Raw genomic sequence first — 25,324 nt, 5'->3', positions numbered from 1 at the left:
AGGCGATGACCGCCTCGGACGGCACGGACACGACACACGGCGCGAAGTTCCCCTGGCGCGGGCGACTGCTCCGCAAGGGTCCCGGCCCGGCATCGACGGCGAACGTCGCGAACATCATCACCGTGGTGCGCATCCTGATGGCGCCGCTGTTCTTCGTGCTGCTCCTCACCGACGCCGGCGACGACGGCCCGCTGCGCATCTGGGCGGCGATCGTCTTCGTCGTCGCGATCGTGACCGACAGCGCCGACGGCATCATCGCCCGGCGGCAGAACCTGGTCACCGACTTCGGCAAGCTCGTCGACCCGATCGCCGACAAGGTCCTGATCGGCGGCGCGCTCGTCGCCCTGTCGATCCTGCTCGAGCTGCCCTGGTACGTGACGGTGCTCATCATGGTGCGCGAGATCGGCATCACGGTGTTCCGCTTCGCGGTGCTGTCGGACCGGGTGATCCCGGCCAGTCGTGGCGGCAAGATCAAGACCGTGCTGCAGGCCGTCGCCCTGACGTCGGCACTCTTCCCGTGGTGGGAGCTCGTCGGTGACTGGGCGCACTGGGTGAACGTGGTGCTGATGAGCGCCGCCTTCCTGGCGACCGTGCTCAGCGGCATCGACTACCTGTACCAGGCGTGGAAGCACAACCGGACCACCGCGTGACGCAGGCCGACGACGCGACCGGCGCCGCGCCTCCCGGCCCTGTCGACACGGTCGACGCGATCGCGCGGGACCTGGTCGCCGACCTGACGCGTCGCGGTGAGACCGTCGCCGTGGCGGAGTCGCTCACCGGCGGGTTGGTGGTATCGACGCTCGTCGGTGTTCCGGGGGCGAGCGCCGTGGTGCGCGGGGGAGTCGTGGCCTACGCGACGCCCGTCAAGCACACCGTGCTCGGGGTGTCGTCGGCGTTGCTGGCGGCCAACGGGGCCGTCGATCCCGAGGTCGCGCGGCAGATGGCGGCCGGTGTCCGCATCGCGCTGTCCGTCGATGGTGAGCCGGCGACGTGGGGGATCAGCACGACCGGTGTCGCCGGGCCGGACCCGCAGGACGGCAAGCCGGTCGGCACCGTCTACGTCGGCATCGCGTCGGCGGACGGCGCCACTGCCTGGGAACTCCACCTCGACGGGGACCGCGGTGCAATCCGCACGGCGTCCGTCTCCGAACTCCTGACACGGATGTCGTCCGTGGTCCGAGGCCGGGAATAGGTCCCGTTTCCACTGGGTTACATCTCACGCAATCTCCAGCAGGACGGCAGCCAGCCTGGTTAGCATGCTTCAACCGGCAACGCTAAAGTTGCTGAACCCGAACTCGATCCTCCGGATCGGGCGGGCGCGGAGACGACAGAGAGGAGGAGTTCTCATGGTTCTCGTTCGTCAGGAAATCGGCGATGTGCTTCGGGACTTCCGCTTGCAGAAGGGCCGGACCCTCCGTCAGGTCGCGTCCAAGGCCAGTGTGGCTCTCGGGTACCTCAGTGAGGTCGAGCGTGGTCAGAAAGAGGCCAGCTCGGAGATCCTCGCGTCCGTCGCGGATGCGCTGGACACCCCCATCTCCACGATCATGCGCGAGGTGGGCGACCGCCTCGCGATCGTCGAGGGACTCACTCCCGTCCCCGACACGCTCCCGGACGACCTCGTCGCCGAGTTCGACAACGACCTCGCGGTGCGCTGAGCGCCTCGCACTGAACGCCCCCGCCGGAACCTCCCGGCGGGGGCGTTCTGCGTCCGGGGCGCTGTGTGTTCGGGGACGCTTTAGGCTTGTCGGATGCGGGTGAGTGAGTTCTGGCGTGCCGTCGACCAGGTGTTCGGCGAGGCCTACGGGTCCGTGGTCAGCCGTGACGTCGTGCTCGAGGAACTCGGTGGCCGCTCGGCCGTGGACGCCCTCGCGGCCGGCATCGACGCCCGCCGGGTGTGGGATGCCCTCTGCGACTCGCAGGACGTCCCGCTCGACCGGCGGCACGGCAAGGGGTTGGCCGAGCCGCAGAACTGAGGCGTCCGCGCTCCGTCGCGCCGCCGCCACCGCCCGAAACTGTGTTCGGCGTGTTGCTCGAACGGGTGTTCGATCGGTGGTACGTTCCTCCACAGCGGCGTCGCCCAGGTGTTCCATCCACAGATCGCGTGACCGTCGGCAGTGATGTCGGTGGCCAGCCATAGGTTGATGGACATCGGGAACAGCCCGAAGCCTTGTCGCAGAACCATCGGCCTTGCACCACCGGCCGGCGTGGACGCGACAGCCTACAGGCGGCCGAACACGAGCACGAAGGAGCACCCCATGCCATCACCGGCAGACCGCGAAAAGGCCCTCGAGACCGCACTCGCACAGATCGACAGGCAGTTCGGCAAGGGTGCGATCATGCGCCTCGGTTCGGACGAACGCGCACCCGTCAACGTCATCCAGACCGGGTCGGTGGCGCTTGACGTCGCGCTCGGCATCGGAGGACTGCCCCGCGGCCGCATCGTCGAGATCTACGGCCCGGAGTCCTCGGGTAAGACGACCCTCACCATCCACGCCATCGCCAACGCCCAGCGCGCCGGTGGCATCGCGGCCTTCATCGACGCCGAGCACGCGCTCGACCCGGAGTACGCCAAGAAGCTCGGTGTCGACATCGACGCCCTGCTCGTGTCGCAGCCGGACACCGCCGAGCAGGCGCTCGAGATCGCGGACATGCTCGTCCGCTCCGGCTCGATCGACCTCATCGTGATCGACTCGGTCGCAGCACTGGTGCCGCGGGCCGAGATCGAGGGCGAGATGGGTGACTCCCACGTCGGTCTGCAGGCCCGCCTCATGTCCCAGGCGCTGCGCAAGCTCGCCGGTGGGCTGAACCAGACGCAGACCACGATGATCTTCATCAACCAGCTGCGCGAGAAGATCGGTGTGTTCTTCGGTTCCCCGGAGACCACCTCGGGCGGTAAGGCGCTGAAGTTCTACGCGTCCGTCCGCCTCGACATCCGTCGCATCGAGACGCTCAAGAGCGGCACCGACGCGGTGGGCAACCGTACGCGTGTCAAGGTCGTCAAGAACAAGATGGCGCCGCCCTTCAAGCAGGCCGAGTTCGACATCCTGTACGGCGTCGGCATCTCGCGCGAAGGCTCGCTGCTCGACTTCGGTGTCGACCACGGCATCGTCAAGAAGTCGGGTGCCTGGTACACCTACGACGGCGACCAGCTCGGGCAGGGCAAGGAGAACTCGCGTTCCTTCCTGATCCAGAACCCCGACACCGCGGCTGAGATCGAGGGCAAGATCCTCGCCAAGCTCGGCGTCGGTGGCGCCAAGGCGGAAGAGGCTCCGGTCGAGTCGATCGCGCCGAAGCTCGCGGAGCGCAAGGGCGCGTGAGCACCGACCACGACGACGACGGCCTCGCACCGGTCACCGACCTGTTCGGTGCGAGGTCCCGTCGCCGGGCCCCGGCAGCTGCGGAGCCCACCCCCGAACCCGAGCAGACGGTGCCCAGCATTCCGGAGCCCGTGCTCGAGGACGATGCGGACACCCCCGTCCCGTTGCCCATCCGCGGGCCGCGTGCACAGGCCGACTGGGTCTCGCCGGTCATCGGCGACGGTTCTGGCCGGACCGCGCGGGCCGAGCAGGACGGCTACGACGACGACGGGGCGGATGCCACGACGGCGTCGGTCTTCTCGATCGCCGGTGGCGAAGAACTCGACCCTGCGGATGCTCCGCGTCCCCTGGACGAGCAACGCGCCGACGCCGAGCGGCTCAGCATGCGGGCGCTCGGCCGCAAGGGCGTGAGCGAGTCCGAGATGCGGACACTGCTCACCCAGCAGGACCTCGACCCCGACGTGGTCGAGCACGAGATCGAACGCTTGACCCGTGTCGGGCTGCTCGACGACGTCGCCCTCGCCACCGATCTGGTGGACCGCCTGCACGCCCGCAAGGGTCTGGGGCGGCAGGGCGTGGTCACCGAGCTGCGTCGTCGTGGCATCGACCAGATCGCGATCGACACCGCGCTCGACGAGGCCGCCGATGACGAGGACGACGAGTTCATCCGCGCCCAGGAGCTCGCCGACAAGCGTGCGCCGCAGATGCGTGGGCTCGACCGTGCGACCGCCGAGCGTCGGTTGTCGGGGTTCCTGATGCGCAAGGGCTACGGCTCGGGCGTGGTGCGGATCGCCGTCCAGCGGGCCCTCGACGGCGGCGGACGCCGCCCTCCGACGGGCCGCGGGACCGTGCGCTTCGAGTAGTCGCCCCGACCTACACTGGGACGACCATGGCCACCGTCGCAGCGCGCCAGCGCACCTACGAAGTCCGCACCTACGGGTGCCAGATGAACGTGCACGACTCCGAGCGGCTGAGCGGGTCGCTGCAGGCGGCGGGCTACACGGCGGCGGACGGCGAGCAGGCCGACGTCGTCGTGATCAACACCTGTGCGGTGCGCGAGAACGCGGACAACCGTCTGTACGGCAACCTCGGACAGCTCGCCGGCATCAAGCGCGACCACCCCGGCATGCAGATCGCCGTCGGTGGGTGCCTGGCCCAGAAGGACAAGAACGTCATCCTCGAGAAGGCGCCGTGGGTGGACGTGGTCTTCGGCACGCACAACATGGGCTCATTGCCGACGCTGCTCGAGCGTGCGCGGCACAACGACGAGGCGCAGATCGAGATCCTCGAAGCGCTCGACGTGTTCCCGTCGACGCTGCCGACCAAGCGTGACTCGACCCACAGTGGGTGGGTGTCGATCTCGGTCGGGTGCAACAACACGTGCACGTTCTGCATCGTCCCGTCGCTCCGCGGCAAGGAGAAGGACCGCCGCCCGGGCGATGTCCTGGCCGAGATCCAGGCGCTCGTCGACGACGGTGCGATCGAGGTCACGCTGCTCGGACAGAACGTGAACTCGTACGGGGTCGAGTTCGGCGACCGTCAGGCGTTCGGCAAGCTGCTGCGCGCGGCCGGCACCATCGACGGCCTCGAGCGCATCCGCTTCACGAGCCCGCACCCGGCAGCCTTCACCGACGACGTCATCGACGCCATGGCCGAGACCCCGAACGTCATGCCGCAGCTGCACATGCCGTTGCAGTCCGGGTCCGACCGGGTCCTCAAGGCCATGCGGCGGAGCTACCGGAGCGAGCGGTTCCTCGGCATCCTCGACCGGGTGCGCGCCAAGATCCCGAACGCGGCGATCTCGACCGACATCATCGTCGGGTTCCCCGGCGAGACGGAAGAGGACTTCGCAGACACCCTGCGCGTCGTCGAGCAGGCTCGGTTCGCCAGCGCCTTCACGTTCCAGTACTCGATCCGCCCCGGCACCCCGGCGGCGACGATGGACGACCAGCTGCCGAAGCACGTCGTGCAGGAGCGGTACGAGCGGCTCGTCGCGCTGCAGGAACGCATCACCGCGGAAGAGAACGCCGCGCAGGTCGGCCGGAGCGTCGAGGTCCTCGTCGCGACGGGCGAGGGGCGGAAGGACGACGCCACCCGCCGGTTGTCCGGACGCGCCGAGGACTCGCGGCTCGTGCACTTCGCCGTGCCGGAGGGCTCCGCGGTCCCGCGACCCGGCGACGTCGTGACGGTCGAGATCACCCGAGCGGCCCCGCACTTCCTGATCGCCGACGACGACGCTCCGCTGCGCATCCGACGCACCCGTGCGGGCGACGCCTGGGACCGCGCCGAGGCCGAGAGCTGCGGCGTGCCGACCCCGGCGGCGCCCGGCGACGGTCCGCGCCCGGTGTCGCTCGGGCTGCCGACGCTCCGTGTCGGGCGCTGACGCCCCCGTCGGGGACGGCTCCGAGCGCGGCCCCGCCGGATGCCCCGAGCGCGACCCGGCGCAGCACCGCGGGCTCGACGCCTCCGACGCTGATCTGATCGCCGTCGTCGGGGCGACCGGGACGGGCAAGTCCGACCTCGGGATCGCGATCGCCGAACGCCTCCGCGCCGCCGGCCGGGACGCCGAGATCGTCAACGCCGACGCCATGCAGCTGTACCGGGGCATGGACATCGGCACCGCGAAGCTGTCGTTCGACGAACGGCACGGCATCCCGCACCACCAACTCGACGTGCTCGACGTCACCGACGAGGCGAGCGTCGCCGCGTACCAGGTGGCTGCCCGAGCCGACGTGGACCGGATCCAGGCGGACGGCGGCGTCGCCGTGCTCGTCGGGGGCAGCGGGCTCTACGTGTCGTCCGTCCTGTTCGACCTGGCGTTCCCCGGCACCGACCCGGAACTCCGCGCGCAGCTCGAGCGCGAGCACGACGAGCTCGGTCCGGGCATCCTGCTCGAGCGGCTCCGCGGCATGGACCCGGCGGCCGCAGCGACGATCGATGCACGCAACCCACGGCGGTTGATCCGGGCACTCGAGATCGCGAGCCGATCCGAGGTCGTGACCCCGAGCCTCCCGTCCGCGCCCCGCGCCTGGCGACCGTCCCGCATCCTGCACCTGCGACGGGACCGTGGGCAGCTGGTCGCGGCGCTGCACGCGCGTGCGGCGGGGATGTTCGCCGCCGGACTCGTCGACGAGGTCGCAGGGCTGCGCGAGCAGGGCATCGAGCACGGGAAGACCGCGCGGGCCGCGATCGGGTACTCGCAGGCGCTCGACGTGCTGCGGGGGACCTCCACGATCGAGGCCGCGGTCGAAGCGACCGGGATCGCGACGCGCAAGTACGCCCGACGGCAGGTGTCGTGGTTCCGCCGCTACGCCGACGCCGAGACCCTCGACGTCAGCGGAGTCGACCGCGGGGACCTGTCGGAACTGGCCCGTAGGATCGTCCCGTGACCGAGCTGCACTTCACCAAGGGCCAGGGGACCGGCAACGACTTCGTCCTGTTCGCCGACCCCGACGCCACCGTCGACCTGACCCCCGAGCGGATCCGCGCGATCGCGGACCGACGCTTCGGCGTGGGAGGCGACGGCGTGATCCGTGCGGTGCGGTCCGAAGCGATCCCCGAAGGACGCACCCTGGTGGCCGTCGAACCCGCGGCGACCTGGTTCATGGACTACCACAACGCCGACGGCACGATCGCCGAGATGTGCGGCAACGGGATCCGGGTGTTCGCGCGGTACCTGACCGAGTCCGGCCTGGTCGAGCTCGCACCCGGTGAGACCCTGACCGTCGGCAGCCGCAAGGGCCTGGTCGACATCCAGCGGACCACGAACGGCTTCGCTGCCGACCTCGGCCGGTGGGGGCTGGGCATCGAGGACGGCGGCTCGGACGACGTCATGGTGCGCGCCAAGAACCTCGACGGTGCCCGGCCTGGCATCGGCATCGACGTCGGCAACCCGCACGTGGTCGTCGCCGTCGCGACCGAAGACGAACTCGCCGACCTCGACCTGACCTTCCTGCCCGTGCTCGACCCGGCGCCCGAGCACGGCGCCAACGTCGAGTTCGTGCTGCCCGGCGACCCCCTGATCAACGACGGCGTCGGCGAGATCACGATGCGGGTGCACGAGCGGGGCAGTGGCGAGACGCTGTCGTGCGGCACCGGTGCGGTGGCTGCGGCCCTCGCGACGCGGTACTGGGTGGGATCCGGTGCGCCGGACACCTGGCGCGTGCGGGTTCCCGGCGGCGTCGTGACGGTGCGGATGTTCGCGGCGGAGGACGGCGAGCACGTGTCGCTGTCCGGGCCCGCCGAGCTCGTGTTCTCCGGCGACCTGACGGTCTGACGCGGGCGCGGGGGCCGCGGGCCGCGGGGCGGGGCCGCGCGGCGCGCGGCGCGCTTCGCTTCGCTTCGTGAGCAGAAATGGTCGGGTGCGCTGCGGCGACTCGACCATTTCTGCTCACGAAGTGGCGCGGGCGGCGCGGCGCGGCGCGGGCGGCCCGCGGCGCGGCGCGCCCGCCTACGCCGTCCGGTGCACCCGGATGACGCGGAACCCCTTGTCGGTGGACGCCCGCGCGACGTGGAACCCTGCCCCGAGCGCACCGACGAGCCACTTCTGCAACGAGTCGCCCCCGAGGTCCTTCGACACCACGAGCCAGGCGTCGCCCTCGACCTCGAGCCGGGGCAGCCACGTCAGCAGGATCTCGTGGAGTTCGTCCTTGCCGACGCGGATCGGAGGGTTCGACCAGATCGTCCGGAACCGCAGGTCGTCCGGGACGTCGTCGGGCAGGGCGATGGTGACGTTCGACGCACCGGCGGCCTCGGCGTTTGTCCGCGCCAAGCCGAGCACCCGTTCGTTGACGTCGACACCCCACACCGACGCGTCGGGGGAGTGCAGCGCCATCGTGACCGCGATCGGGCCCCAGCCGCAGCCGACGTCGAGCAAGGCGCCGTCGTGCGCGGGCGGCGGGACGGAACCGAGCAGCACACGGGTGCCGCGGTCGATGCCGTCCGGGCTGAAGACCCCTGCTGCCGTGGTCAGCGTGAGCGACCGGCCGGCGAGGGTGACGTCGATCTGGCGTTCGCGGGTGTCCGATGACGGGTTCGCGGAGAAGTAGTGGTCGTTCGCCATGGATGAACCGTAGCGGGAACCCGGTGTGTCCGAGGCCCGCCGGAGGTACCCTGTGGACAGGATGACGGATACCCATCAGCAGAACGACCAGACCAACGACGACAGCGCAGACGGTGTCGTCGAACGGGTGTTGCGCAACGCCGATCGCCGCGCAGCATCGTCCATCTTCGCCCCTGCCCAGGCGATCCAGACCCGCTCGGTCGACGAGCACGGGTGGGACGGCGACGGCGACCAGTACGACCGTGAGGACCGGGCGGCCCTGCGCCGCGTCGCCGGCCTCTCCACCGAGCTCGAGGACGTCACCGAGGTCGAGTACCGCCAGCTGCGGCTCGAGCAGGTCGTCCTGATCGGCGTGTACCCGCACGGTGACGCGCAGGACGCCGAGAACTCCCTGCGGGAGCTGTCCGCCCTGGCCGAGACGGCCGGCGCGGTGGTCCTCGACGGGCTCCTCCAGCGTCGACCGAACCCCGACCCGGCGACCTACCTCGGCAAGGGCAAGGCGGAAGAGCTCGCGATGGTCGTCAAGGCCACCGGCGCCGACACGGTGATCGCGGACACCGAGCTCGCCCCGTCGCAGCGCCGCGCGCTCGAGGACGTCGTGAAGGTCAAGGTCATCGACCGCACGGCCGTGATCCTCGACATCTTCAGCCAGCACGCGAAGACCCGAGAGGGCAAGGCCCAGGTCGAGCTCGCGCAGCTCCAGTACCTGCTGCCCCGACTGCGCGGCTGGGGTGACTCGATGTCCCGGCAGGCCGGTGGTCAGGTCTCCGGCGGTGCGGGCATGGGTTCGCGTGGTCCCGGTGAGACGAAGATCGAGCTCGACCGTCGTCGCATCCACACCCGCATGTCGAAGCTTCGCCGCCAGATCGCCGGGTTCCGCCCTGCGCGCGAGGCGAAGCGTGCCGACCGTCACCGCAACGAGGTGCCGAGCGTCGCGATCGCCGGCTACACGAACGCGGGCAAGTCCTCGCTCCTGAACCGTCTGACGAGCGCCGGCGTGCTGGTGCAGAACCAGCTGTTCGCGACGCTGGACGCCACGGTCCGCCGGACCGAGAGCACCAAGGGCCGGGAGTTCACCTTCGTGGACACGGTCGGCTTCGTCCGGAACCTGCCGCACCAGCTGGTCGAGGCGTTCCGCTCCACCCTCGAGGAGGTCGGCGAGGCCGACGTCATCGTGCACGTGGTCGACGGCTCGCACCCCGACCCCGGGGCCCAGCTCGCGACCGTGCGCGAGGTCATCGGCGACGTCGGCGCGCACGACATCCCCGAGATCGTCGTGTTCAACAAGGCCGACCTGATCGACGACGCACAGCGCCTGGTCCTGATCGGGCTCGTGTCGGACGCCGTCTTCGTGTCGGCCCGCACGGGCGAGGGCATCCCGGAGCTCCTCCGCACCATCGAGGAGCGCCTGCCGGAGCCCGACGTCGAGCTCACGGTGGTCGTGCCCTACGACCGCGGTGACCTCGTCTCCACGCTGCACGACGCGGGCGCGGTAGACTCCGTCGACTACGTCGAGGACGGCACGCGCCTGCGCGTCCGTGTCTTCCAGCGGCAGGTCGCGGAGCTCGATCCGTACGTGGTCGCCCCCGTCACGTCCTGACGGCCGGTACCGGCTGACGGCCGGGAGGCCCGCCCCACGTCCGTCGCGCGGGTGCGCTCCGGCCGCGGTTCAGTTCAACGCCGCACAACCGAAATCGGCTCGGACCACGAGATCTCGTGGTTCGAGCCGATCGTGGTTGTGCCCGGGGCGCGTCAGAGCGAGCGGAGGACTGCGACGACCTTGCCGAGCACCGACGCCGCGTCGCCGAGGATCGGCTCGAACGCGGTGTTGCGGGGGAGCAGCCACGTGTGGCCGTCGCGCTGGCGGAATACCTTGACGGTCGCCTCTTCGTCGAGCATCGCGGCGACGATGTCACCGTTCTCGGCGGTCTGCTGCGCGCGGACGACCACCCAGTCGCCGTCGCAGATCGCGGCGTCGATCATCGACTCGCCGACGACCTTGAGCATGAAGAGGTCACCCGAGCCGACGAGCTGCCGGGGGAGCGGGACGATCTCGTCGACGTGCTGCTCCGCCGTGATCGGGACACCTGCGGCGATCCGGCCGACCAGCGGCACGAGGGTCGTGGCGTCGACGTCGGGTCCGGTGACGTCCGGCGTGGGCTCGTCGACCAGGACCTCGAGCGCACGGGGACGGTTCGGGTCGCGGCGGATCCAGCCACCGAGCTCGAGCTGGCCGAGCTGGTGGGACACGCTCGACAGTGAGGAGAGCCCGGCTGCATCGCCGATCTCGCGCATGCTCGGCGGGTAGCCCCGCGAGGCGATGGACGCGCGGATGGCGTCGAGGATCGTCTGCTGCTTCGCGGTCAGCGGCTTCTGGCCCCGCAGTTCGTCCACCACGTCGTCTCGCTTTCGTCGGTGCTGAGCGGCCGTGGCGGGAATGTCGGTGGTCCCCGTTTGACTTGTCCCAGTCGATCGAAACAGTATCCGACCGGTCAACCCCGGACAAACACCTGTTCGAGCGTGTCGCAAGAAAACCCCGCAGAAATCCACTCCCAGGACTTGTGCGTCGTCTGATTCGAAACTATGTTCGGTACACGACTTCGGTTCACCCGAACGGGAAGGCAAGAACGACATGAGCACCATCGCCATCGCTGACATCCAGCGCACCGCGGCCCCCGCCGTGCGCGTCCGCCTGCGCCTGACGCGCCGCGGCCGCATCGTCTTCACGACGCTCGCCGCGCTCCCCCTCCTCATCGTCGTCGCCTTCTTCGTCCTCAACGGCGGCCAGGCGTCCGCCGGTGACGCCGCCGCTGGTGGCGCCCGGACGCAGTTCGACACGGTCACGATCCAGCCGGGCGAGACGCTCTGGCAGCTGGCCGAGGACACCGCGCCGAACGCCGACCCGCGCGACTTCGTGCAGGACGTCATCAGCCTCAACGCCCTCGAGGGCTCCGGGCTACAGGCCGGCGAGCAGATCGCCATCCCGACGAAGTACACCTCCGGCCAGTAGCCGCGGCGAGTGGTCGAGGGCAGTCCCGTCCGGACGGCTGGTCGTCCGGTGGCCACAGCGGCCTACGATGGATCGGTGGCATTCACGCTGGAAGACCTCCCGATCCGAGACGACCTCCGCGGTCAGAGCCCCTACGGCGCTCCGCAGAAGCACGTCCGCGTCCAGCTGAACGTCAACGAGAACACGCATCCCGTTCCGGACGACGTTGCTGACGACATCGTCGCCTCGATCCGACAGGCGCTCGCGACGGTGAACCGCTACCCGGACCGCGAGTTCACGGAGCTCCGCGAGTCGCTCGCCGGGTACCTCGGCCACGGCCTCACGGCAGAACAGCTGTGGGCGGCGAACGGCTCGAACGAGGTCCTCCAGCAGCTGTTGCAGGCCTTCGGTGGCCCGGGGCGTTCCGTCCTCGGGTTCCCGCCCACCTACTCGATGCACTCGATCCTGGCGTCCGGCACCGGCACGACCTGGATCCCGGCGGAGCGCGACGACGAGTACCGCATCTCGCCCGAGACCGTCGTGGCGGCGATCGAGCAGCACCGTCCGGACATCGTGTTCCTGTGCGGGCCGAACAACCCCACGGGCACACCGCTGCCGATCGAGACGATCGAGGCCGCGTACGCCGCGACCGACGGCATCGTGATGGTGGACGAGGCCTACGCCGAGTTCATGCCGGCCGACGTGCCGAGCGCCCTCACGCTGCTGCCCGGGCGGGAGCGACTCGTGGTCTCCCGGACCATGAGCAAGGCGTTCGCGTTCGCCGGCGCACGGGTCGGCTACATGGCGGCGCACCCCGCCGTGATCGACGCCGTACGGCTCGTGCGGCTGCCGTACCACCTGTCCGTCCTGACGCAGGCAGCCGCCGTCGCAGCACTGCGCCACGCGCCCGAGATGCTCGCGATGGTCGACGACATCAAGGAGCAGCGCGACCGGATGGTGACCGAGCTGCAGGCCCTGGGCTACCGGACGTACGAGACCTGGTCGAACTTCGTCCTGTTCGGCGGGGTCGCCGACCCGCACGCCGCGTTCGAGTCACTGCTCGAGCGGGACGTCATCGTCCGTGACCTCGGGATCCCGAACCACCTGCGGGTGAGTGCCGGCACCGAAGAGGAGACCACCGCGTTCCTCGACGCCATGCGGCAGGTCGCCGCCGAGCAGCCGCCGGTTAGGGTTGGGGCATGACCGCCCGTACCGCCTCGATCAGCCGCAGCACGAGCGAATCGAGCGTCGAACTCGAGCTCGACCTCGACGGCACCGGCTCGTCCGACATCTCGACGAGCGTGCCGTTCTTCGACCACATGCTGACCGCGTTCAGCAAGCACTCGCTCATCGACCTGCGCGTGCGCTCGACCGGTGACACCGACATCGACGTGCACCACACGGTCGAGGACACCGGCATCGTGCTCGGACAGGCCCTCAAGCAGGCCCTCGGTGACCGCTCCGGCATCGGCCGCTACGGCGACGCCCTCGTGCCCCTCGACGAAGCGCTGGCCCAGGCGGTCGTCGACGTCTCCGGGCGTCCGTTCCTCGTGCACTCGGGTGAGCCCGAGGGGTTCGAGTTCCACCGCATCGGCGGTCACTTCACCGGGTCGATGATCCGCCACGTGTTCGAGGCGATCACGTTCAACGCGGGCATCACCGTGCACGTCCGTGTGCTCGGTGGCCGCGACCCGCACCACATCGCGGAAGCCGAGTTCAAGGCGTTCGCGCGTGCGATGCGCAAGGCGGTCGAGCTCGACCCGCGCGTCGACGGCATCCCCTCCACCAAGGGCGCACTGTGACCGCGAAGCCGAACGTCGTCGTCCTCGACTACGGGTCGGGCAACGTCCACTCCGCGGCCAAGGCACTCGAGCGGGCCGGAGCCGAGGTCACGCTGACCGCCGACAAGCAGGCGGCGCTCCGTGCGGACGGCCTGCTCGTACCCGGGGTCGGGGCGTTCGCCGCGGTCATCGACCAGCTCGAGGGCGTCCAGGGCGGCGAGATCGTGGACCACCGTCTGGCCGGCGGTCGTCCGGTGCTCGGCATCTGCGTCGGCATGCAGGTGCTGTTCTCCCGCGGCATCGAACGCGGAGCCGACGTCGAGGGTCTGGGACAGTGGCCCGGCACCGTCGAGCAGCTCCAGGCCGAGGTCCTGCCGCACATGGGCTGGAACACCGTCCAGGCACCGGAGAACTCCGTGCTGTTCGACGGGCTGCACGACGAGCGGTTCTACTTCGTGCACTCGTACGGCGTGACCGACTTCCCGCTCGACGCCTACGGCCCGTTCCGTGCACCCGGCCTGACGTGGGCTGAACACGGGCAGCGGTTCATCGCCGCGGTCGAGAACGGGCCGCTCACCGCGACCCAGTTCCACCCCGAGAAGTCCGGCGAGCCGGGCATCCGTCTGCTGACCAACTGGGTGCGCTCGCTCTGAACCCGGCCCGCGACGGGCGCGACGGCGCCGCCGGACGCGCCACGGGCCTCCAGGCCGAACCCCGCACCTTCACCACCGCACCTTCTCCACCGCACCATCTCCACCGTGACGAAATCGACAGGACCATGACCGACCTCACCGACACCTCGCCCCTCGTCCTGCTGCCTGCCGTCGACGTGGTCGACGGCCAGGCCGTCCGGTTGACCCAGGGCGAGGCGGGGAGCGAGACCGGCTACGGCGACCCCGTCGCCGCCGCGCGCACCTGGCGTGACCAGGGCGCGGAGTGGATCCACCTGGTGGACCTCGACGCGGCGTTCGGTCGGGGCGACAACCGCAAGGTCATCGCGCACGCGATCCGCGAGGTCGACGGCGTCTCGGTCGAGCTGTCGGGCGGCATCCGCGACGACGCCTCGCTCGAAGCTGCGCTGGCCACCGGCGCTGCCCGGGTCAACCTCGGCACGGCGGCGCTCGAGAACCCGGACTGGGCCGCTCGGGTGATCGGCGAGTACGGCGAGCAGATCGCCGTCGGGCTCGACGTTCGTGGCACGACCCTCGCCAGCCGTGGCTGGACCGAGGACGCCGGCGACCTGTGGGAGGTCCTCGACCGGCTCGAGGCCGCGGGGTGCGCCCGGTACGTCGTCACCGACGTCACGAAGGACGGCACACTGCAGGGCCCGAACGTCGAGCTGCTGCGCCAGGTGTGCGACCGGACCGACCAGCCCGTCGTGGCCTCTGGCGGGATCTCGACGCTCGACGACCTGCGGGCACTGCGCGAGCTCGTGCCGTTCGGGCTCGAGGGCGCGATCATCGGCAAGGCGCTGTACTCCGGGGCGTTCACGCTGCCGGCCGCACTCGACATCGCCTCGGAGTAGCGGCGTGGCGGGGATCTCGAACGGGCGCGGAACCGGTCCGGACGCGGCAACCGGTCCCGACGACGCACACACCCCGGGTGGCGCGGCGGACTCGGCCGGCTTCACGTGGGAAGGCCGCACGTTCGACCACCACGACACCGCGTTCGCCGACGACGACGGGCTGGCCGACCCGGCGCTGACCGCGGCGATCGCAGGCGTGGCCGCCGGTGCATCGCAGGCGGCGGTCGTCCATGCACTGCGCACCGCCCGTCTGCTCATCCCGCTCATCGCCGAGGCCGGCGACCTCGGCGAGACCGACGCCGGCAAGCTCGTGGACAAGACCCAGGAGCTCTCGATCGTGACGGTCGCCGGCCCGGACGGGCGGAGCGTGATGCCAGCGTTCACCTCGGTCGACGCGATGCACGCCTGGGACGCCGATGCCCGGCCCGTGCCCGTCGAGTCACGCCGGGTGGCGATGGCCGCGGCGAGCGAGGAGACGCAGCTCGTCGTGCTCGACCCGAAGTCGGCGACCGAGTTCGTGCTGCGCCGTCCCGCGGTGTGGGCGCTCGGCCAGGACCTGCCGTGGACCCCGTGCTTCGAGGACCCCGAGGTCGCTCAGGCGTTCGCCGACTCGGTCGTGGGGGAGCGCAGCGTCGCCCGTGTCGAACTGACCCCCGGTGACCCGGTCGGACGCTTCGCCGGCCCGGAGCTGACCGTCGGACTGGCGTTGCACCCCGGGCTCGACCGCGAGCAGGTCGGCGAGCTCGTCGGACGCCTGCAGCAGCGGTGGTCGACGGACGCCGTCATCGCCGAACGCGTCGACAGCATGCGCGTGGCCCTGCGGGCAGCCTGAGCGGCGACCGCGTCGGCCAAGCACCCGGCCACGAGCAAAGCCGACCCGGCCACGAGCAACGCAGACCCGGCCGCGCGCGGCGGTGCGGCCCCGGGCCGGCCGACGTCGCCGGTACGATGGCCGGGTGAGCACGAACCCGACGACCAACCCCACCGGCGCGACCTCCATCGGTCCGACGGGTCGTCCTGTCCGGGAGTTCCCCGTGCCCGAGGAACTCGACAGCACCGGCCCTGCGCGCATCATCGCCCTCTGCAACCAGAAGGGCGGCGTCGGCAAGACCACCACGGCGATCAACCTCGGTGCAGCCCTGGCGGAGTACGGCCGCAAGGTCCTGGCCGTCGACTTCGACCCGCAGGGTGCGCTCTCCGCGGGCCTCGGTGTCCGCACGCACGACATCCACACCGTCTACGACCTGCTCATGGGCGCCGTGAAGGACCCGATCCAGGTCATCCAGCCGACGAACACTCCGGGGCTCGACGTGATCCCGGCGAACATCGACCTGTCCGCGGCCGAGGTGCACCTGGTCAACGAGGTCGCCCGCGAGCAGATCCTGGCGAGCGTGCTGCGCAAGGTCGCGAACGACTACGACGTGATCCTGGTCGACTGCCAGCCGTCGCTCGGCCTGCTCACCGTCAACGCCCTGACCGCGGCGCACGGGGTGCTCATTCCGCTCGAGTGCGAGTTCTTCGCCCTGCGCGGTGTCGCCCTGCTCATCGAGACGATCGACAAGGTGCGCGACCGCCTCAACCCGGCGCTGACGCTCGACGGCATCCTGCCCACCATGTACGACTCGCGCACCCTGCACTCGCGCGAGGTCATGGAGCGCGTCGTCGACACGTTCGACGACCGGGTCCTCGACACCGTCATCGGGCGCACCGTGAAGTTCCCGGACGCCACGGTCTCCGCTCGACCGATCACCCAGACGGCGCCGGACCACGCCGCCGCCCACGCCTACCGGCAGCTCGCACGAGAGCTCGTCCAGCGTGGCGCCGTCGCCTGAGTCGGGGTTCCGGGTCCGACTCACCAACTTCGACGGCCCGTTCGACCTCCTGCTGTCGCTCATCACGAAGCACGAGCTCGACATCACCGAGGTCTCGCTCGGCGCGGTCACGGGGGAGTTCATCCAGTACGTGCGTCAGGCCGAGTCGGCGGACGAACTCGACGAGGCGAGCGAGTTCCTCGTCGTCGCCGCCACCCTGCTCGACCTGAAGATCGTCGGGCTGCTGCCGCAGGGTGAGCTCGTCGACGCCGAGGACGTCGCCCTGCTCGAAGCCCGCGACCTGCTGTTCGCGCGGCTGCTGCAGTACCGGGCGTTCAAGCAGGCCGCCGACTGGTTCGGCGAACGCTGGGGTGTGGAGTCGCGTCGGCACGTCCGGAGCGTCCGGCTCGAGGAGCGGTTCCGCGCCCGCACGCCCGAGCTCGTGTGGACGCTCTCGGTACAGGACTTCGCCGCACTGGCAGCGCTGGCGTTCGCCCCGCGGGAGATCCCGACGGTCGGACTCGACCACCTGCACGCGCCGCTCATCAGCATCCGCGAACAGGCCGCGATCGTCGTCTCGATCCTGCGGACACGCGACGGCGAGGGGGTCTCGTTCCGCGAACTGGTCGCGGGCGTCGACCAGACGGGTATCGTGGTGGCTCGCTTCCTCGCGATCCTGGAGCTGTACCGGAACGCATCGATCTCGTTCGAACAACTCGAGCCGCTCGGGGAACTCACGCTCCGATGGACCGCCGAGGACTGGTCCGACGAGAGCCTCGCCAACCTGGGAGCCGACTATGACGGATGACGTGCACGACACGTCCAGCGCCGAACCCGGCGGCGCCGACGAGATGGCCGACGCCCGCGCGATCGAGCACGAGATGCACGAGCGCGCCGAGCACGCTGAGCACGGCCAGCACGCCGAGCACGACCGCGCCCCGCAGGCGCACCCGGCGATCCCGATCGACCGCCAGCTCGAGGCGATCCTGATGATCGCGGACGAGCCCCAGTCGCTCGTCGCGCTCGGCGCCGCCGTGAACGCCCCCGTCCCCGCCGTCCGCCAGGCCGTCGAACGCCTCGTCGCGGACTTCGACGGCGTCGACGGCACCACCCGCCGCGGGTTCGAACTCCGCGAGGTCGGCGGCGGCTGGCGCTTCTACGTCCGCCAGGACCTGGACGCCGTCGTCGAGCAGTTCGTCGAGGCCGAGCGTCCCTCGCGCCTGTCGCAGGCCGCACTCGAGACCCTCGCGGTCGTCGCCTACAAGCAACCGATCACGCGATCCCAGATCGCGTCGATCCGCGCCGTCAACGTCGACGGCGTCGTCCGAACGCTGGTCGCGCGCGGTCTCATCGAAGAGTCGTTCACCGACTCCGAGACCGGCGCCATCAACTACGTCACGTCCGATCTGCTCCTGCAGCAGCTCGGCATCAACTCGCTCGACGAGCTGCCGCTCATCTCGCCCCTCCTGGACGACGGTGCGGACGGCTTCGGGCAGAACGAAGGGATCCCCGATGGCCGGGTTTGACGACCGGGGGCGCGGCGCGCCCCGAGACCGAGACGACCGCAACGGACGCTCAGGAGGCCCGGATCGCCCCGGGCGTTCGGCTCCCGGCCGCGGCGGGGCCGGCTCCAGTGCCGGTGGCCGCTCCGGCGGGTACGGGCGCGACGACCGCGGGGGCGCACGTCCGCCGCGTGACGACGACCGTCGTGGCGGCTACCAGTCGCGCGACGACCGCGGTGGCGACCGTGGTGGGTACCGGGGTCGCGATGACCGTAGCTCCGCGCCGCGTGATGACCGTGGTGGGTACCGCGGCCGTGACGACCGCAGCTCGGCTCCGCGCGACGACCGTGGCGGGTACCGGGGCAACTCGGCTCCGCGTGACGACCGCGGTGGGTACCGCGGCCGTGACGACCGTGCCGGCGGCGGCGACCGTGGCGGCTACCGCGGAAACTCCGCGCCGCGCGATGACCGTGGTGGCTACCGCGGGCGCGATGACCGCAGCTCGGCTCCGCGCGATGACCGCGGTGGGTACCGCGGGAACTCCGCGCCGCGTGACGATCGCGGTGGCTACCGGGGTCGCGACGACCGCAGCTCGGCCCCGCGTGACGACCGTGGTGGGTACCGCGGTAACTCGGCTCCGCGCGACGACCGCGGTGGGTACCGGGGTCGCGACGACCGCAGCTCCGCGCCGCGCGATGACCGTGGTGGCTACCGCGGGAACTCGGCGCCGCGTGATGACCGTGGTGGCTACCGCGGCCGCGATGACCGCAGCGCCGCGCCGCGTGACGACCGTGGTGGCTACCGCGGTAACTCGGCTCCGCGTGATGACCGTGGCGGCTACCGCGGGCGCGACGACCGCAGCGCCGCGCCGCGCGATGACCGTGGTGGCTACCGCGGGAACTCGGCTCCGCGTGACGACCGTGGCGGGTACCGGGGTCGCGATGACCGCAGCGCCGCGCCGCGCGACGACCGTGGTGGGTACCGCGGTCGTGACGACCGCAGCTCGGCACCTCGCGACAACCGCGACAGCCGCGAGGACCGCCGCGGCCCCGACGGCCAGCAGAGCCGCGTCTGGCACAACGGCCGCCGCTACGTCGGCGGAACCACGAGCGTCCGCAACAGCGACCGCCCCGGCAAGGGCGGCAACAGCGCCAGCAACCGCACCACGCCGAAGCCGAGCGGTGAGCGCGACAGCCACGGTGCTCCGGTGGAGGGCACGCCCGAACGCCCGATCATCGAGGACTGGGACGCGGCGGACGGGACGACGTCTGCCGGGGCTGAGCCGGGCCTCCAGGCAGAGGGGGAGCGCCTGCAGAAGGTGATCGCCGCTGCGGGCGTGGCATCTCGCCGCGTCGCGGAGAACCTGATCGTCGAGGGCCGTGTGACGGTCAACGGCCAGGTCGTGGACGCCCTCGGGCGTCGTGTCGACCCCGCGACCGACGCGATCTCGGTCGACGGCGTGCCGGTGCAGATCGACTCCTCGCGGCGGTACATCGTGCTGAACAAGCCGACCGGTGTCGTCTCGAGCCTGCAGGACGAGCGCGGTCGCCGCGACCTGACCGAGTTCGTGGACCGCTACGAGGAACGCCTGTTCAACGTCGGTCGCCTGGACACCGAGACCTCCGGGCTGCTCGTCCTGACGAACGACGGCGACCTGGCACACGTGCTCGCGCACCCGTCGTTCGGCGTGCAGAAGACCTACATCGCGAAGGTGCACGGCAACGTGAACCCCGCCGTGGTCCAGCGTCTGACCGAGGGCGTCGAGCTCGAGGACGGTCCGATCAAGGCCGACAAGGTGCGGTTGCTCGAGTCCTCGCGGGGTGAGTCGCTCGTCGAGATCACGCTGCACTCCGGCCGCAACCGGATCGTCCGTCGCATGCTCGAGGCCGTCGACCACCCGGTCCTCGAACTCGTCCGCCGCTCGTTCGGGCCGCTCCACCTCGGCAGCCTGCCGCCGGGCAAGATGCGCGAGCTCGGCACGGTCGAGGTCGGCAAGCTGCTCGGCACCGTCCGCGACGCGAAGCCCTCCGCTCGTGACGACCGCGACGTCGCCCTCGACCAGAGCGACGACGACGAGTGGGACGACGAGACCGCGGACTGACCGCGCCCGGCCCCTCGGGCCGTGACCGGCACCCGGGCGTCGACCGACGCCCGGGTGTCGGTCGGTAGGCTTGCCCGGTGACCGACCTGACCCCACCCGACATCGACCGCCGCGTGCGCGGCCCGGTGCGGGTCGTCGGCACCGGGCTCCTCGGCACCTCGATCGGTCTGGCGCTGCGCGAGAAGGGGGTCGACGTCGTCCTCGACGACGTCTCACCCGGCGCGTTGGCGCTCGCCGTCGACTACGGGGCCGGCCGCCGGCCCGAACCCGGCGACCAGCCGGAACTCGTGGTGGTGGCGGTCCCGCCGGACGTCGTGGCGACCGTCGTCGCCCGCGAACTGTCGGCGTACCCGGACGCCATCGTGACCGACGTCGCGAGCGTCAAGGCCGGACCGTTGGCCGAGCTCGTGGCCGCCGGCGCCGACGTCACCCGCTACATCGGGTCGCACCCGATGGCCGGACGTGAACGCAGCGGACCGAGCGCCGCCCGCGCCGACCTGTTCGTCGGCAGCCCCTGGGTGATCGCCGGGCACGACGCCATCAGCTACCAGCGCGCCGCCGTGGTCGAGGACCTGGCGCTCGACGTCGGTGCGACCGTCGTGCCGATGGACCCGGCGTCGCACGACCTGGCCGTGGCCTACGTCTCGCACGTGCCGCAGCTCGTGTCGACGTTGATGGCCTCGCGGCTTCGTGACGCCCCGGACGGCTCCCTCGGTCTGGCGGGCGGTGGCGTCCGCGACGTCACCCGTGTCGCCGCGAGCGACCCCGGCCTGTGGGTGCAGATCATCGGCGCGAACGCGGCCAACGTGCGGCGGGTGCTGTCCGACCTGCGCGACGAGCTGAGCGACGTGATCGGGGCGCTCGACGACCCCGCCGCCGCCGGGGCGCCGCGGACCCTGGCCGAGACGATCGCCGCCGGCAACCGCGGTGTCGAACGGCTGCCCGGCAAGCACGGCACCACCAAGCGCTTCGCCCAGGTGGTCGTCCTCGTCGACGACACCCCCGGGCAGATCGCCGCGCTCCTGACGTTCATCGGGGAGATCGGCATCAACCTCGAGGACATGCGCCTCGAGCACTCACCGGGCGCGCAGATCGGCATCGTCGAGGTGTCGGTCCTGCCCGAGCAGGAACAGCGACTCGTCGAGGAACTCGAGGGTCGCGGATGGAGGATCGCAGCAGCATGGGCCTGAACGACACGAACGCAGCGACGAACGACTCCGGTGTGACCGCCGACTCCGGCGTGACCGGCGGGCCGGACGGTCCGGACTCCGGTCTGCCGACCCCGCCCCCCGGTGACGGCGCCCGCGGTGGCGCGGACGGCGGCCCGCTCGGCGGTCCGGCCGGCGGCCTCGGCGAGCCCGGCGGCGAGCCCGGTTCGACCAGCGCCCCGGTACCGGCCGGTCTCATCGACGGCGCCTACGTGGCCAAGATCGTCATCGCGGTCGACGGCCCCGCGGGCAGCGGCAAGTCGAGCGTCTCCCGCGCGGCCGCCCGTGCGCTCGGCTACGGCTACCAGGACACCGGCGCCGCCTACCGCGCCCTCGCCTGGCACGCCCTGCAGCAGCGGGTCGACCTCGACGACGCGGCGGCGATCCTGGCGAGCTGGGACACGTTCGACTACGCCATCGGCACCGACCCCGACGACTACTACGTGCGCGTGGGGGAGACCGACGTCACCGACGCGATCCGCACCCCGGACGTGACGGGCGCGGTGGCGCACATCGCGAAGCTCCCCGACGTCCGACACCGCCTCGTGCAGCTGTTCCGGAACGTCATGCGGAAGACCGACGCACCGGGCATCATCACCGAGGGTCGGGACATCACCACGGTGGTCGCACCCGACGCCGAGGTCCGGATCCTGCTGACGGCCGACGAGTCCGTTAGAATGGCCCGGCGCTCGGCGGAGGTCACGACCCAGTCGGCCGCAGAGACCTCCGCCGCACTCGCTCGTCGAGACGCGGCGGACGCGAAGGTCGTCGACTTCATGAACGCCGCAGACGGCGTCACGACGCTCGACTCCACCGACCTCGACTTCGACCAGACCGTGCAGGCGGTCGTCGACCTGGCCCGCGCGGCCACGCACTGACGCACGACCGGACGGCCTCGGCCGCCTGGTCACACCACGGCCGGATCTCCGGCCCGGCCGGGAACGGCCACCGACACCGCGGCTCCGGCCGCTCGCGAGGAACCCACCATGGCTCAGTTGGACAACCCGGACAACGACGACTTCCCCCAGTACGACGACGCCCTCGGCGAGCGGCTCGCCGGACTCGACGAGGCCGAGGCCGAGCAGCGCGCGACCGCGCTCCGCGCCGGACTCGAGGAGTACGACCTCGAGGACGAAGACCTCGCCCTGCTCGAGGCCGGTCAGGTCGGCGAGGACGGCGTCCACTACCTGCCCGCCTACCCGGTGCTCGCGATCGTCGGCCGCCCGAACGTCGGCAAGTCCGCGCTCGTCAACCGCATCCTCGGTCGTCGCGAGGCCGTCGTGCAGGACGTCCCCGGCGTCACGCGTGACCGCGTCAGCTACAAGGCCGACTGGAACGACAAGCGCTTCACGCTCGTCGACACGGGCGGCTGGGAGCCCGGCGCCGAGGGCATCAACGCCTCGGTCGCCGCGCAGGCCGAGGTCGCGATCGACCTCGCCGACGCCGTGCTGTTCGTCGTCGACGTCACGGTCGGCATCACCGCCACCGACGAGCACGTCGTCAAGATGCTCCGCGGCACCGACCGCCCCGTCATCGTCGTCGCGAACAAGGCCGACGACGAGCGCCGCGAACTCGACGCCTACGAGCTCTGGAACCTGGGGCTCGGCGAGCCGCACCCCGTGTCGGCCCTGCACGGCCGTGGCGTCGCGGACCTGCTCGACCTGATCATCAAGACGCTGCCCGACACCTCGGCCGTCGCCAAGCAGGAGGTCGGTGGCCCCCGCCGCGTCGCGATCCTCGGCCGCCCGAACGTCGGCAAGAGCTCGCTGCTCAACAAGGCCGCCGGTGAAGAGCGCGTCGTCGTGAACGACATCGCCGGCACCACCCGCGACCCGGTGGACGAGCAGATCGAGCTCGGCGGCAAGGTGTGGCGGTTCGTCGACACCGCCGGCATCCGGAAGCGCGTCCACATGCAGCAGGGCGCCGACTTCTACGCGTCGCTCCGCACCACCGCGGCGCTCGAGAAGGCCGAGGTCGCCGTCGTCGTCCTCGACGTCACCGAGCCCGTCTCCGTGCAGGACCTCCGCATCATCGACCTGGTGCTCGAGTCGGGCCGTGCGCTCGTCCTGGCCTACAACAAGTGGGACCTGCTCGACGACGAACGCCGCCGCTACCTCGAGCGCGAGATCGAGCAGGACCTGGCGCACGTCGCCTGGGCCCCGCGTGTGAACATCTCGGCCCGCACCGGCCGCCACCTCGAGAAGCTCGTGCCGGCGCTCGAGACCGCCCTCGCGTCGTGGGACACCCGCATCCCGACGGGCAAGGTCAACGCCTTCATCGCCGAGCTCGTCCAGGAGCACCCCCACCCCGTGCGCGGCGGGAAGCAGCCCCGCATCCTGTTCGGGACCCAGGCGTCGAGCCAGCCGCCGACGTTCGTGCTCTTCACGTCGGCGTTCCTCGACCCGCAGTACCGACGGTTCATCACCCGTCGACTCCGCGAGGTCTGGGGGTTCTCCGGCACGCCGATCAACGTCAACATGCGGGTGCGCGAGCGCCGGAAGCGCTGAGTCGCAGCTCCGTCACACACAACGCGTCCCGTCTGCACGGGGCGCGTTGTGCGTTCGCGTTCGCCTTCGCGTTCGGCCGGGAGGCCCGGAGCGCGTCCGCAGCGTCGGCGCGGCATCATGGGAGCGTGCGCATCGGGCGGTGGGGAACGGATCGACGTCGGCTCGCCCTGGTGGGTGCCCTCGTCGCCGTGGTCGTCGTCGGCTCGGTGTCACTCTGGGCGGTCTCGCACGCACCGCCCGAGGACGACACCGTCACCCGCTCCGACCGTGCCGCGCCCGAGCCCGCGCAGTCGCCCGCGGAGGGGCTGCGACCCTCGAACGGCCTCGGCGTGCCCCTGCCCGAGGCGTCCCCGGCCGTGCAACCCGTCGATTCGTCGCCGATCGAGCCGTGGTGGCGCCGTGTCCCGCCGGTCTCCGGGGACATCGTCGGCATCGACGGCGCCGCTGCCTCTGGACACGTCCACATCGCGGCGAACACGGGTGACGCGACCCTCGCGGTCGACATCTCGCGCCTGAAGACGGGCACGAGCGGCCCCGTCGACGTCGTGTTGTCCGGTGGGACCGTCACCGGAGGCAAGGACCCGGAGTGGACCCCGGCGGGGGAGTCCTTCGACGTGTTCCAGGCCGCCGGCGTCGAGCAGGGACTGACCGTCGTGTTGAGCGACCCGTGGACACTGCCCGACGAGGTCCGCTCCCTCGTCCTGCTCGATGCGGCGAGCGGCACCGTGCTCGGTGGCGCGGCGCTCGTGCCGAGCGACTGAGCCGGCTGGGCGGTCCCGCGCCGACCCGGAACGACATCGTCGACGTCGTGCGACCTCGATGACGTCGTTCGGCGTCGGCGTCGGGGTCGGGGTTGGGGTCGGCGACGGCGCGGTACGCCGGTGGTCGCTCGATGCGGCACGATGTACTGGTGACGCAGCGCAACGACGGACTCGGTGGCCTCGCCGACCGTCTGTGGTGCCGGCTGCGGCTCGACCGGCTGGCCGGAGGTCGCCAGGGCGGGTACGTCATCCGCCAGGACATGCTCGAGCACCCCGACACCGTGCGCTCCTTCCGGTGGATCCGGTGGCTGCTCGTCGCGGAGACGATCGTCGGACTCGCCGCGATCGTCGTGGCAGTGCTGCTGACGCGCGCGGGGGAGACCGTGCCGTGGGCGGTGTGGTTCCGGGCGACGGTCGTGCTGCTCATCACCCTGACGCTCTACGTGTTCGCGTGGCGGGCACAGCTCGGGTACTACTGGGCGTACCAGCGGGTGCGGTTGTTCAGTCGGATCTTCCCGATCGTGACGCTCATCGTGGCGGCGATCCCCGGGCTGTACCCGTTCTGGATGGTGATCGAGCAGATCGTGTTCTCACTGTTCATGATCGGCATCGGCGACGTGCTCACCACCGACCACATGCGCGCCACGTTCCCCAAGCCCGCCCGCCGCTAGCGCCCCCGCGCCGCTCCAGCGCCCGCACCACTCTTGCGACAGACCACGCGTCGATCGACTCGTGAACTGTCGCGGAACGGGTGCGGCGG

General features: G+C 71.2%; 27 protein-coding genes. 25 read left to right on the top strand and 2 right to left on the bottom strand.

The genetic code is table 11. The features are described from left to right. Nucleotides 1–5: 5 nt before the first annotated feature. The 9 genes from pgsA to dapF all read left to right on the top strand — a co-directional run bounded on the left by pgsA (nucleotide 6) and on the right by dapF (nucleotide 7,593). Nucleotides 6–650: a CDP-diacylglycerol--glycerol-3-phosphate 3-phosphatidyltransferase gene (pgsA, locus tag GVL05_RS10470; RefSeq protein ID WP_194648082.1), complete on the top strand. Its 645-nt coding sequence runs from the start codon at nucleotides 6–8 to the stop codon at nucleotides 648–650. Continuing rightward, complete coding sequence (locus tag GVL05_RS10465) at nucleotides 647–1,192, top strand: CinA family protein (protein ID WP_235035934.1); 546 nt, start codon at nucleotides 647–649, stop codon at nucleotides 1,190–1,192. The genes pgsA and GVL05_RS10465 overlap by 4 nt, the downstream gene beginning before the upstream one ends. A 154-nt stretch (nucleotides 1,193–1,346) precedes the next feature. Continuing rightward, nucleotides 1,347–1,655 carry a helix-turn-helix domain-containing protein gene (locus GVL05_RS10460; protein WP_027464765.1) on the top strand — a complete coding sequence of 103 codons (309 nt, stop codon included), beginning with the start codon at nucleotides 1,347–1,349 and terminating at the stop codon, nucleotides 1,653–1,655. Between the two features lie 93 nt (nucleotides 1,656–1,748). Further along, nucleotides 1,749–1,973, top strand: coding sequence for a DUF3046 domain-containing protein (locus tag GVL05_RS10455; RefSeq protein ID WP_123293908.1), 225 nt, complete (start codon nucleotides 1,749–1,751; stop codon nucleotides 1,971–1,973). A gap of 282 nt (nucleotides 1,974–2,255) precedes the next feature. Then, nucleotides 2,256–3,317 carry a recombinase RecA gene (recA, locus tag GVL05_RS10450; RefSeq protein WP_111084595.1) on the top strand — a complete coding sequence of 354 codons (1,062 nt, stop codon included), beginning with the start codon at nucleotides 2,256–2,258 and terminating at the stop codon, nucleotides 3,315–3,317. Continuing rightward, entirely contained in the window at nucleotides 3,314–4,180 is an 867-nt protein-coding gene (locus tag GVL05_RS10445) for a regulatory protein RecX (protein WP_123673447.1), read from the top strand. Before recA ends, GVL05_RS10445 begins: the two co-directional genes overlap by 4 nt. Nucleotides 4,181–4,206: 26 nt before the next feature. After that, nucleotides 4,207–5,700, top strand: coding sequence for a tRNA (N6-isopentenyl adenosine(37)-C2)-methylthiotransferase MiaB (miaB, locus tag GVL05_RS10440; protein WP_123341028.1), 1,494 nt, complete (start codon nucleotides 4,207–4,209; stop codon nucleotides 5,698–5,700). Continuing rightward, nucleotides 5,687–6,706, top strand: coding sequence for a tRNA (adenosine(37)-N6)-dimethylallyltransferase MiaA (gene miaA / locus GVL05_RS10435; RefSeq protein ID WP_327785638.1), 1,020 nt, complete (start codon nucleotides 5,687–5,689; stop codon nucleotides 6,704–6,706). Before miaB ends, miaA begins: the two co-directional genes overlap by 14 nt. Continuing rightward, nucleotides 6,703–7,593, top strand: coding sequence for a diaminopimelate epimerase (dapF, locus tag GVL05_RS10430; protein ID WP_159573107.1), 891 nt, complete (start codon nucleotides 6,703–6,705; stop codon nucleotides 7,591–7,593). The genes miaA and dapF overlap by 4 nt, the downstream gene beginning before the upstream one ends. A 174-nt stretch (nucleotides 7,594–7,767) precedes the next feature. Here the strand turns inward: dapF and GVL05_RS10425 are convergent, their stop codons facing one another. Then, a complete protein-coding gene (locus tag GVL05_RS10425; protein ID WP_159573106.1) occupies nucleotides 7,768–8,379 on the bottom strand; it encodes a class I SAM-dependent methyltransferase in 612 nt (203 codons plus the stop codon). Between the two features lie 61 nt (nucleotides 8,380–8,440). Between GVL05_RS10425 and hflX the strand changes: the two genes are divergently transcribed. Further along, nucleotides 8,441–9,979, top strand: a complete 1,539-nt coding sequence (gene hflX, locus GVL05_RS10420; RefSeq protein ID WP_159573105.1) for a GTPase HflX — start codon at nucleotides 8,441–8,443, stop codon at nucleotides 9,977–9,979. Between the two features lie 152 nt (nucleotides 9,980–10,131). Here the strand turns inward: hflX and lexA are convergent, their stop codons facing one another. Then, entirely contained in the window at nucleotides 10,132–10,776 is a 645-nt protein-coding gene (gene lexA, locus GVL05_RS10415; RefSeq protein ID WP_123293903.1) for a transcriptional repressor LexA, read from the bottom strand. Between the two features lie 235 nt (nucleotides 10,777–11,011). On the opposite strand from lexA, the gene GVL05_RS10410 reads away from it, so the two are divergent. The 15 genes from GVL05_RS10410 (at nucleotide 11,012) to GVL05_RS10340 (ending at nucleotide 25,235) form a co-directional block, all read left to right on the top strand. Further along, nucleotides 11,012–11,389, top strand: a complete 378-nt coding sequence (locus tag GVL05_RS10410; RefSeq protein WP_159573104.1) for a LysM peptidoglycan-binding domain-containing protein — start codon at nucleotides 11,012–11,014, stop codon at nucleotides 11,387–11,389. A 75-nt stretch (nucleotides 11,390–11,464) separates the two neighbouring features. Then, entirely contained in the window at nucleotides 11,465–12,571 is a 1,107-nt protein-coding gene (locus GVL05_RS10405) for a histidinol-phosphate transaminase (RefSeq protein WP_159573103.1), read from the top strand. Next, a complete protein-coding gene (gene hisB / locus GVL05_RS10400; protein WP_111084605.1) occupies nucleotides 12,568–13,170 on the top strand; it encodes an imidazoleglycerol-phosphate dehydratase HisB in 603 nt (200 codons plus the stop codon). Before GVL05_RS10405 ends, hisB begins: the two co-directional genes overlap by 4 nt. Further along, the gene (hisH, locus tag GVL05_RS10395) at nucleotides 13,167–13,802 is read left to right on the top strand and encodes an imidazole glycerol phosphate synthase subunit HisH (protein ID WP_123673456.1); all 636 of its coding nucleotides are present in this window, start codon (nucleotides 13,167–13,169) and stop codon (nucleotides 13,800–13,802) included. The genes hisB and hisH overlap by 4 nt, the downstream gene beginning before the upstream one ends. A gap of 125 nt (nucleotides 13,803–13,927) precedes the next feature. Continuing rightward, nucleotides 13,928–14,674, top strand: coding sequence for a bifunctional 1-(5-phosphoribosyl)-5-((5-phosphoribosylamino)methylideneamino)imidazole-4-carboxamide isomerase/phosphoribosylanthranilate isomerase PriA (priA, locus tag GVL05_RS10390; RefSeq protein WP_111084607.1), 747 nt, complete (start codon nucleotides 13,928–13,930; stop codon nucleotides 14,672–14,674). Nucleotides 14,675–14,678: 4 nt separating this feature from the next. Next, nucleotides 14,679–15,506, top strand: a complete 828-nt coding sequence (locus GVL05_RS10385; RefSeq protein ID WP_123293900.1) for an SseB family protein — start codon at nucleotides 14,679–14,681, stop codon at nucleotides 15,504–15,506. Nucleotides 15,507–15,630: 124 nt separating this feature from the next. Then, entirely contained in the window at nucleotides 15,631–16,506 is an 876-nt protein-coding gene (locus tag GVL05_RS10380) for a ParA family protein (RefSeq protein WP_111084609.1), read from the top strand. Further along, nucleotides 16,490–17,293 (top strand): ScpA family protein, encoded by an 804-nt coding sequence (locus tag GVL05_RS10375; protein ID WP_111084610.1) that lies wholly within the window; start codon nucleotides 16,490–16,492, stop codon nucleotides 17,291–17,293. The genes GVL05_RS10380 and GVL05_RS10375 overlap by 17 nt, the downstream gene beginning before the upstream one ends. After that, entirely contained in the window at nucleotides 17,283–18,011 is a 729-nt protein-coding gene (gene scpB / locus GVL05_RS10370) for an SMC-Scp complex subunit ScpB (protein WP_194672324.1), read from the top strand. Before GVL05_RS10375 ends, scpB begins: the two co-directional genes overlap by 11 nt. 1,285 nt (nucleotides 18,012–19,296) lie before the next feature. Next, a complete protein-coding gene (locus tag GVL05_RS20170) occupies nucleotides 19,297–20,088 on the top strand; it encodes a pseudouridine synthase (protein WP_235035936.1) in 792 nt (263 codons plus the stop codon). 77 nt (nucleotides 20,089–20,165) lie between these two features. Beyond that, a complete protein-coding gene (locus GVL05_RS10360; RefSeq protein ID WP_131845494.1) occupies nucleotides 20,166–21,278 on the top strand; it encodes a prephenate dehydrogenase in 1,113 nt (370 codons plus the stop codon). Between the two features lie 230 nt (nucleotides 21,279–21,508). Further along, nucleotides 21,509–22,174: a (d)CMP kinase gene (gene cmk / locus GVL05_RS10355; RefSeq protein WP_132099786.1), complete on the top strand. Its 666-nt coding sequence runs from the start codon at nucleotides 21,509–21,511 to the stop codon at nucleotides 22,172–22,174. Between the two features lie 108 nt (nucleotides 22,175–22,282). After that, the gene (gene der / locus GVL05_RS10350; protein WP_111084613.1) at nucleotides 22,283–23,803 is read left to right on the top strand and encodes a ribosome biogenesis GTPase Der; all 1,521 of its coding nucleotides are present in this window, start codon (nucleotides 22,283–22,285) and stop codon (nucleotides 23,801–23,803) included. Nucleotides 23,804–23,928: 125 nt separating this feature from the next. Then, a complete protein-coding gene (locus GVL05_RS10345; protein WP_159573101.1) occupies nucleotides 23,929–24,564 on the top strand; it encodes a hypothetical protein in 636 nt (211 codons plus the stop codon). Between the two features lie 149 nt (nucleotides 24,565–24,713). Beyond that, the gene (locus GVL05_RS10340; protein WP_159573100.1) at nucleotides 24,714–25,235 is read left to right on the top strand and encodes a hypothetical protein; all 522 of its coding nucleotides are present in this window, start codon (nucleotides 24,714–24,716) and stop codon (nucleotides 25,233–25,235) included. Nucleotides 25,236–25,324 lie beyond the last annotated feature (89 nt).

The organism is Curtobacterium sp. 18060, from assembly GCF_902706105.1.
Lineage (GTDB): Bacteria > Actinomycetota > Actinomycetes > Actinomycetales > Microbacteriaceae > Curtobacterium.
The sequence above is the reverse complement of the archived record's forward strand: the minus strand, read 5'-3'. Positions and strand labels throughout refer to the sequence as shown.

What these genes read in the sequence shown, in the direction of transcription:
- GVL05_RS10410 (WP_159573104.1), top strand. Translation starts at nt 11,012, where the DNA reads ATGAGCACCATCGCCATCGCTGACATCCAGCGCACCGCGGCCCCCGCC.
- recA (WP_111084595.1), top strand. Translation starts at nt 2,256, where the DNA reads ATGCCATCACCGGCAGACCGCGAAAAGGCCCTCGAGACCGCACTCGCA.
- GVL05_RS10460 (WP_027464765.1), top strand. Translation starts at nt 1,347, where the DNA reads ATGGTTCTCGTTCGTCAGGAAATCGGCGATGTGCTTCGGGACTTCCGC.
- miaB (WP_123341028.1), top strand. Translation starts at nt 4,207, where the DNA reads ATGGCCACCGTCGCAGCGCGCCAGCGCACCTACGAAGTCCGCACCTAC.
- hisB (WP_111084605.1), top strand. Translation starts at nt 12,568, where the DNA reads ATGACCGCCCGTACCGCCTCGATCAGCCGCAGCACGAGCGAATCGAGC.
- priA (WP_111084607.1), top strand. Translation starts at nt 13,928, where the DNA reads ATGACCGACCTCACCGACACCTCGCCCCTCGTCCTGCTGCCTGCCGTC.
- der (WP_111084613.1), top strand. Translation starts at nt 22,283, where the DNA reads ATGGCTCAGTTGGACAACCCGGACAACGACGACTTCCCCCAGTACGAC.
- scpB (WP_194672324.1), top strand. Translation starts at nt 17,283, where the DNA reads ATGACGGATGACGTGCACGACACGTCCAGCGCCGAACCCGGCGGCGCC.
- GVL05_RS10455 (WP_123293908.1), top strand. Translation starts at nt 1,749, where the DNA reads ATGCGGGTGAGTGAGTTCTGGCGTGCCGTCGACCAGGTGTTCGGCGAG.
- pgsA (WP_194648082.1), top strand. Translation starts at nt 6, where the DNA reads ATGACCGCCTCGGACGGCACGGACACGACACACGGCGCGAAGTTCCCC.
- GVL05_RS10425 (WP_159573106.1), bottom strand. Translation starts at nt 8,379, where the DNA reads ATGGCGAACGACCACTACTTCTCCGCGAACCCGTCATCGGACACCCGC.
- hflX (WP_159573105.1), top strand. Translation starts at nt 8,441, where the DNA reads ATGACGGATACCCATCAGCAGAACGACCAGACCAACGACGACAGCGCA.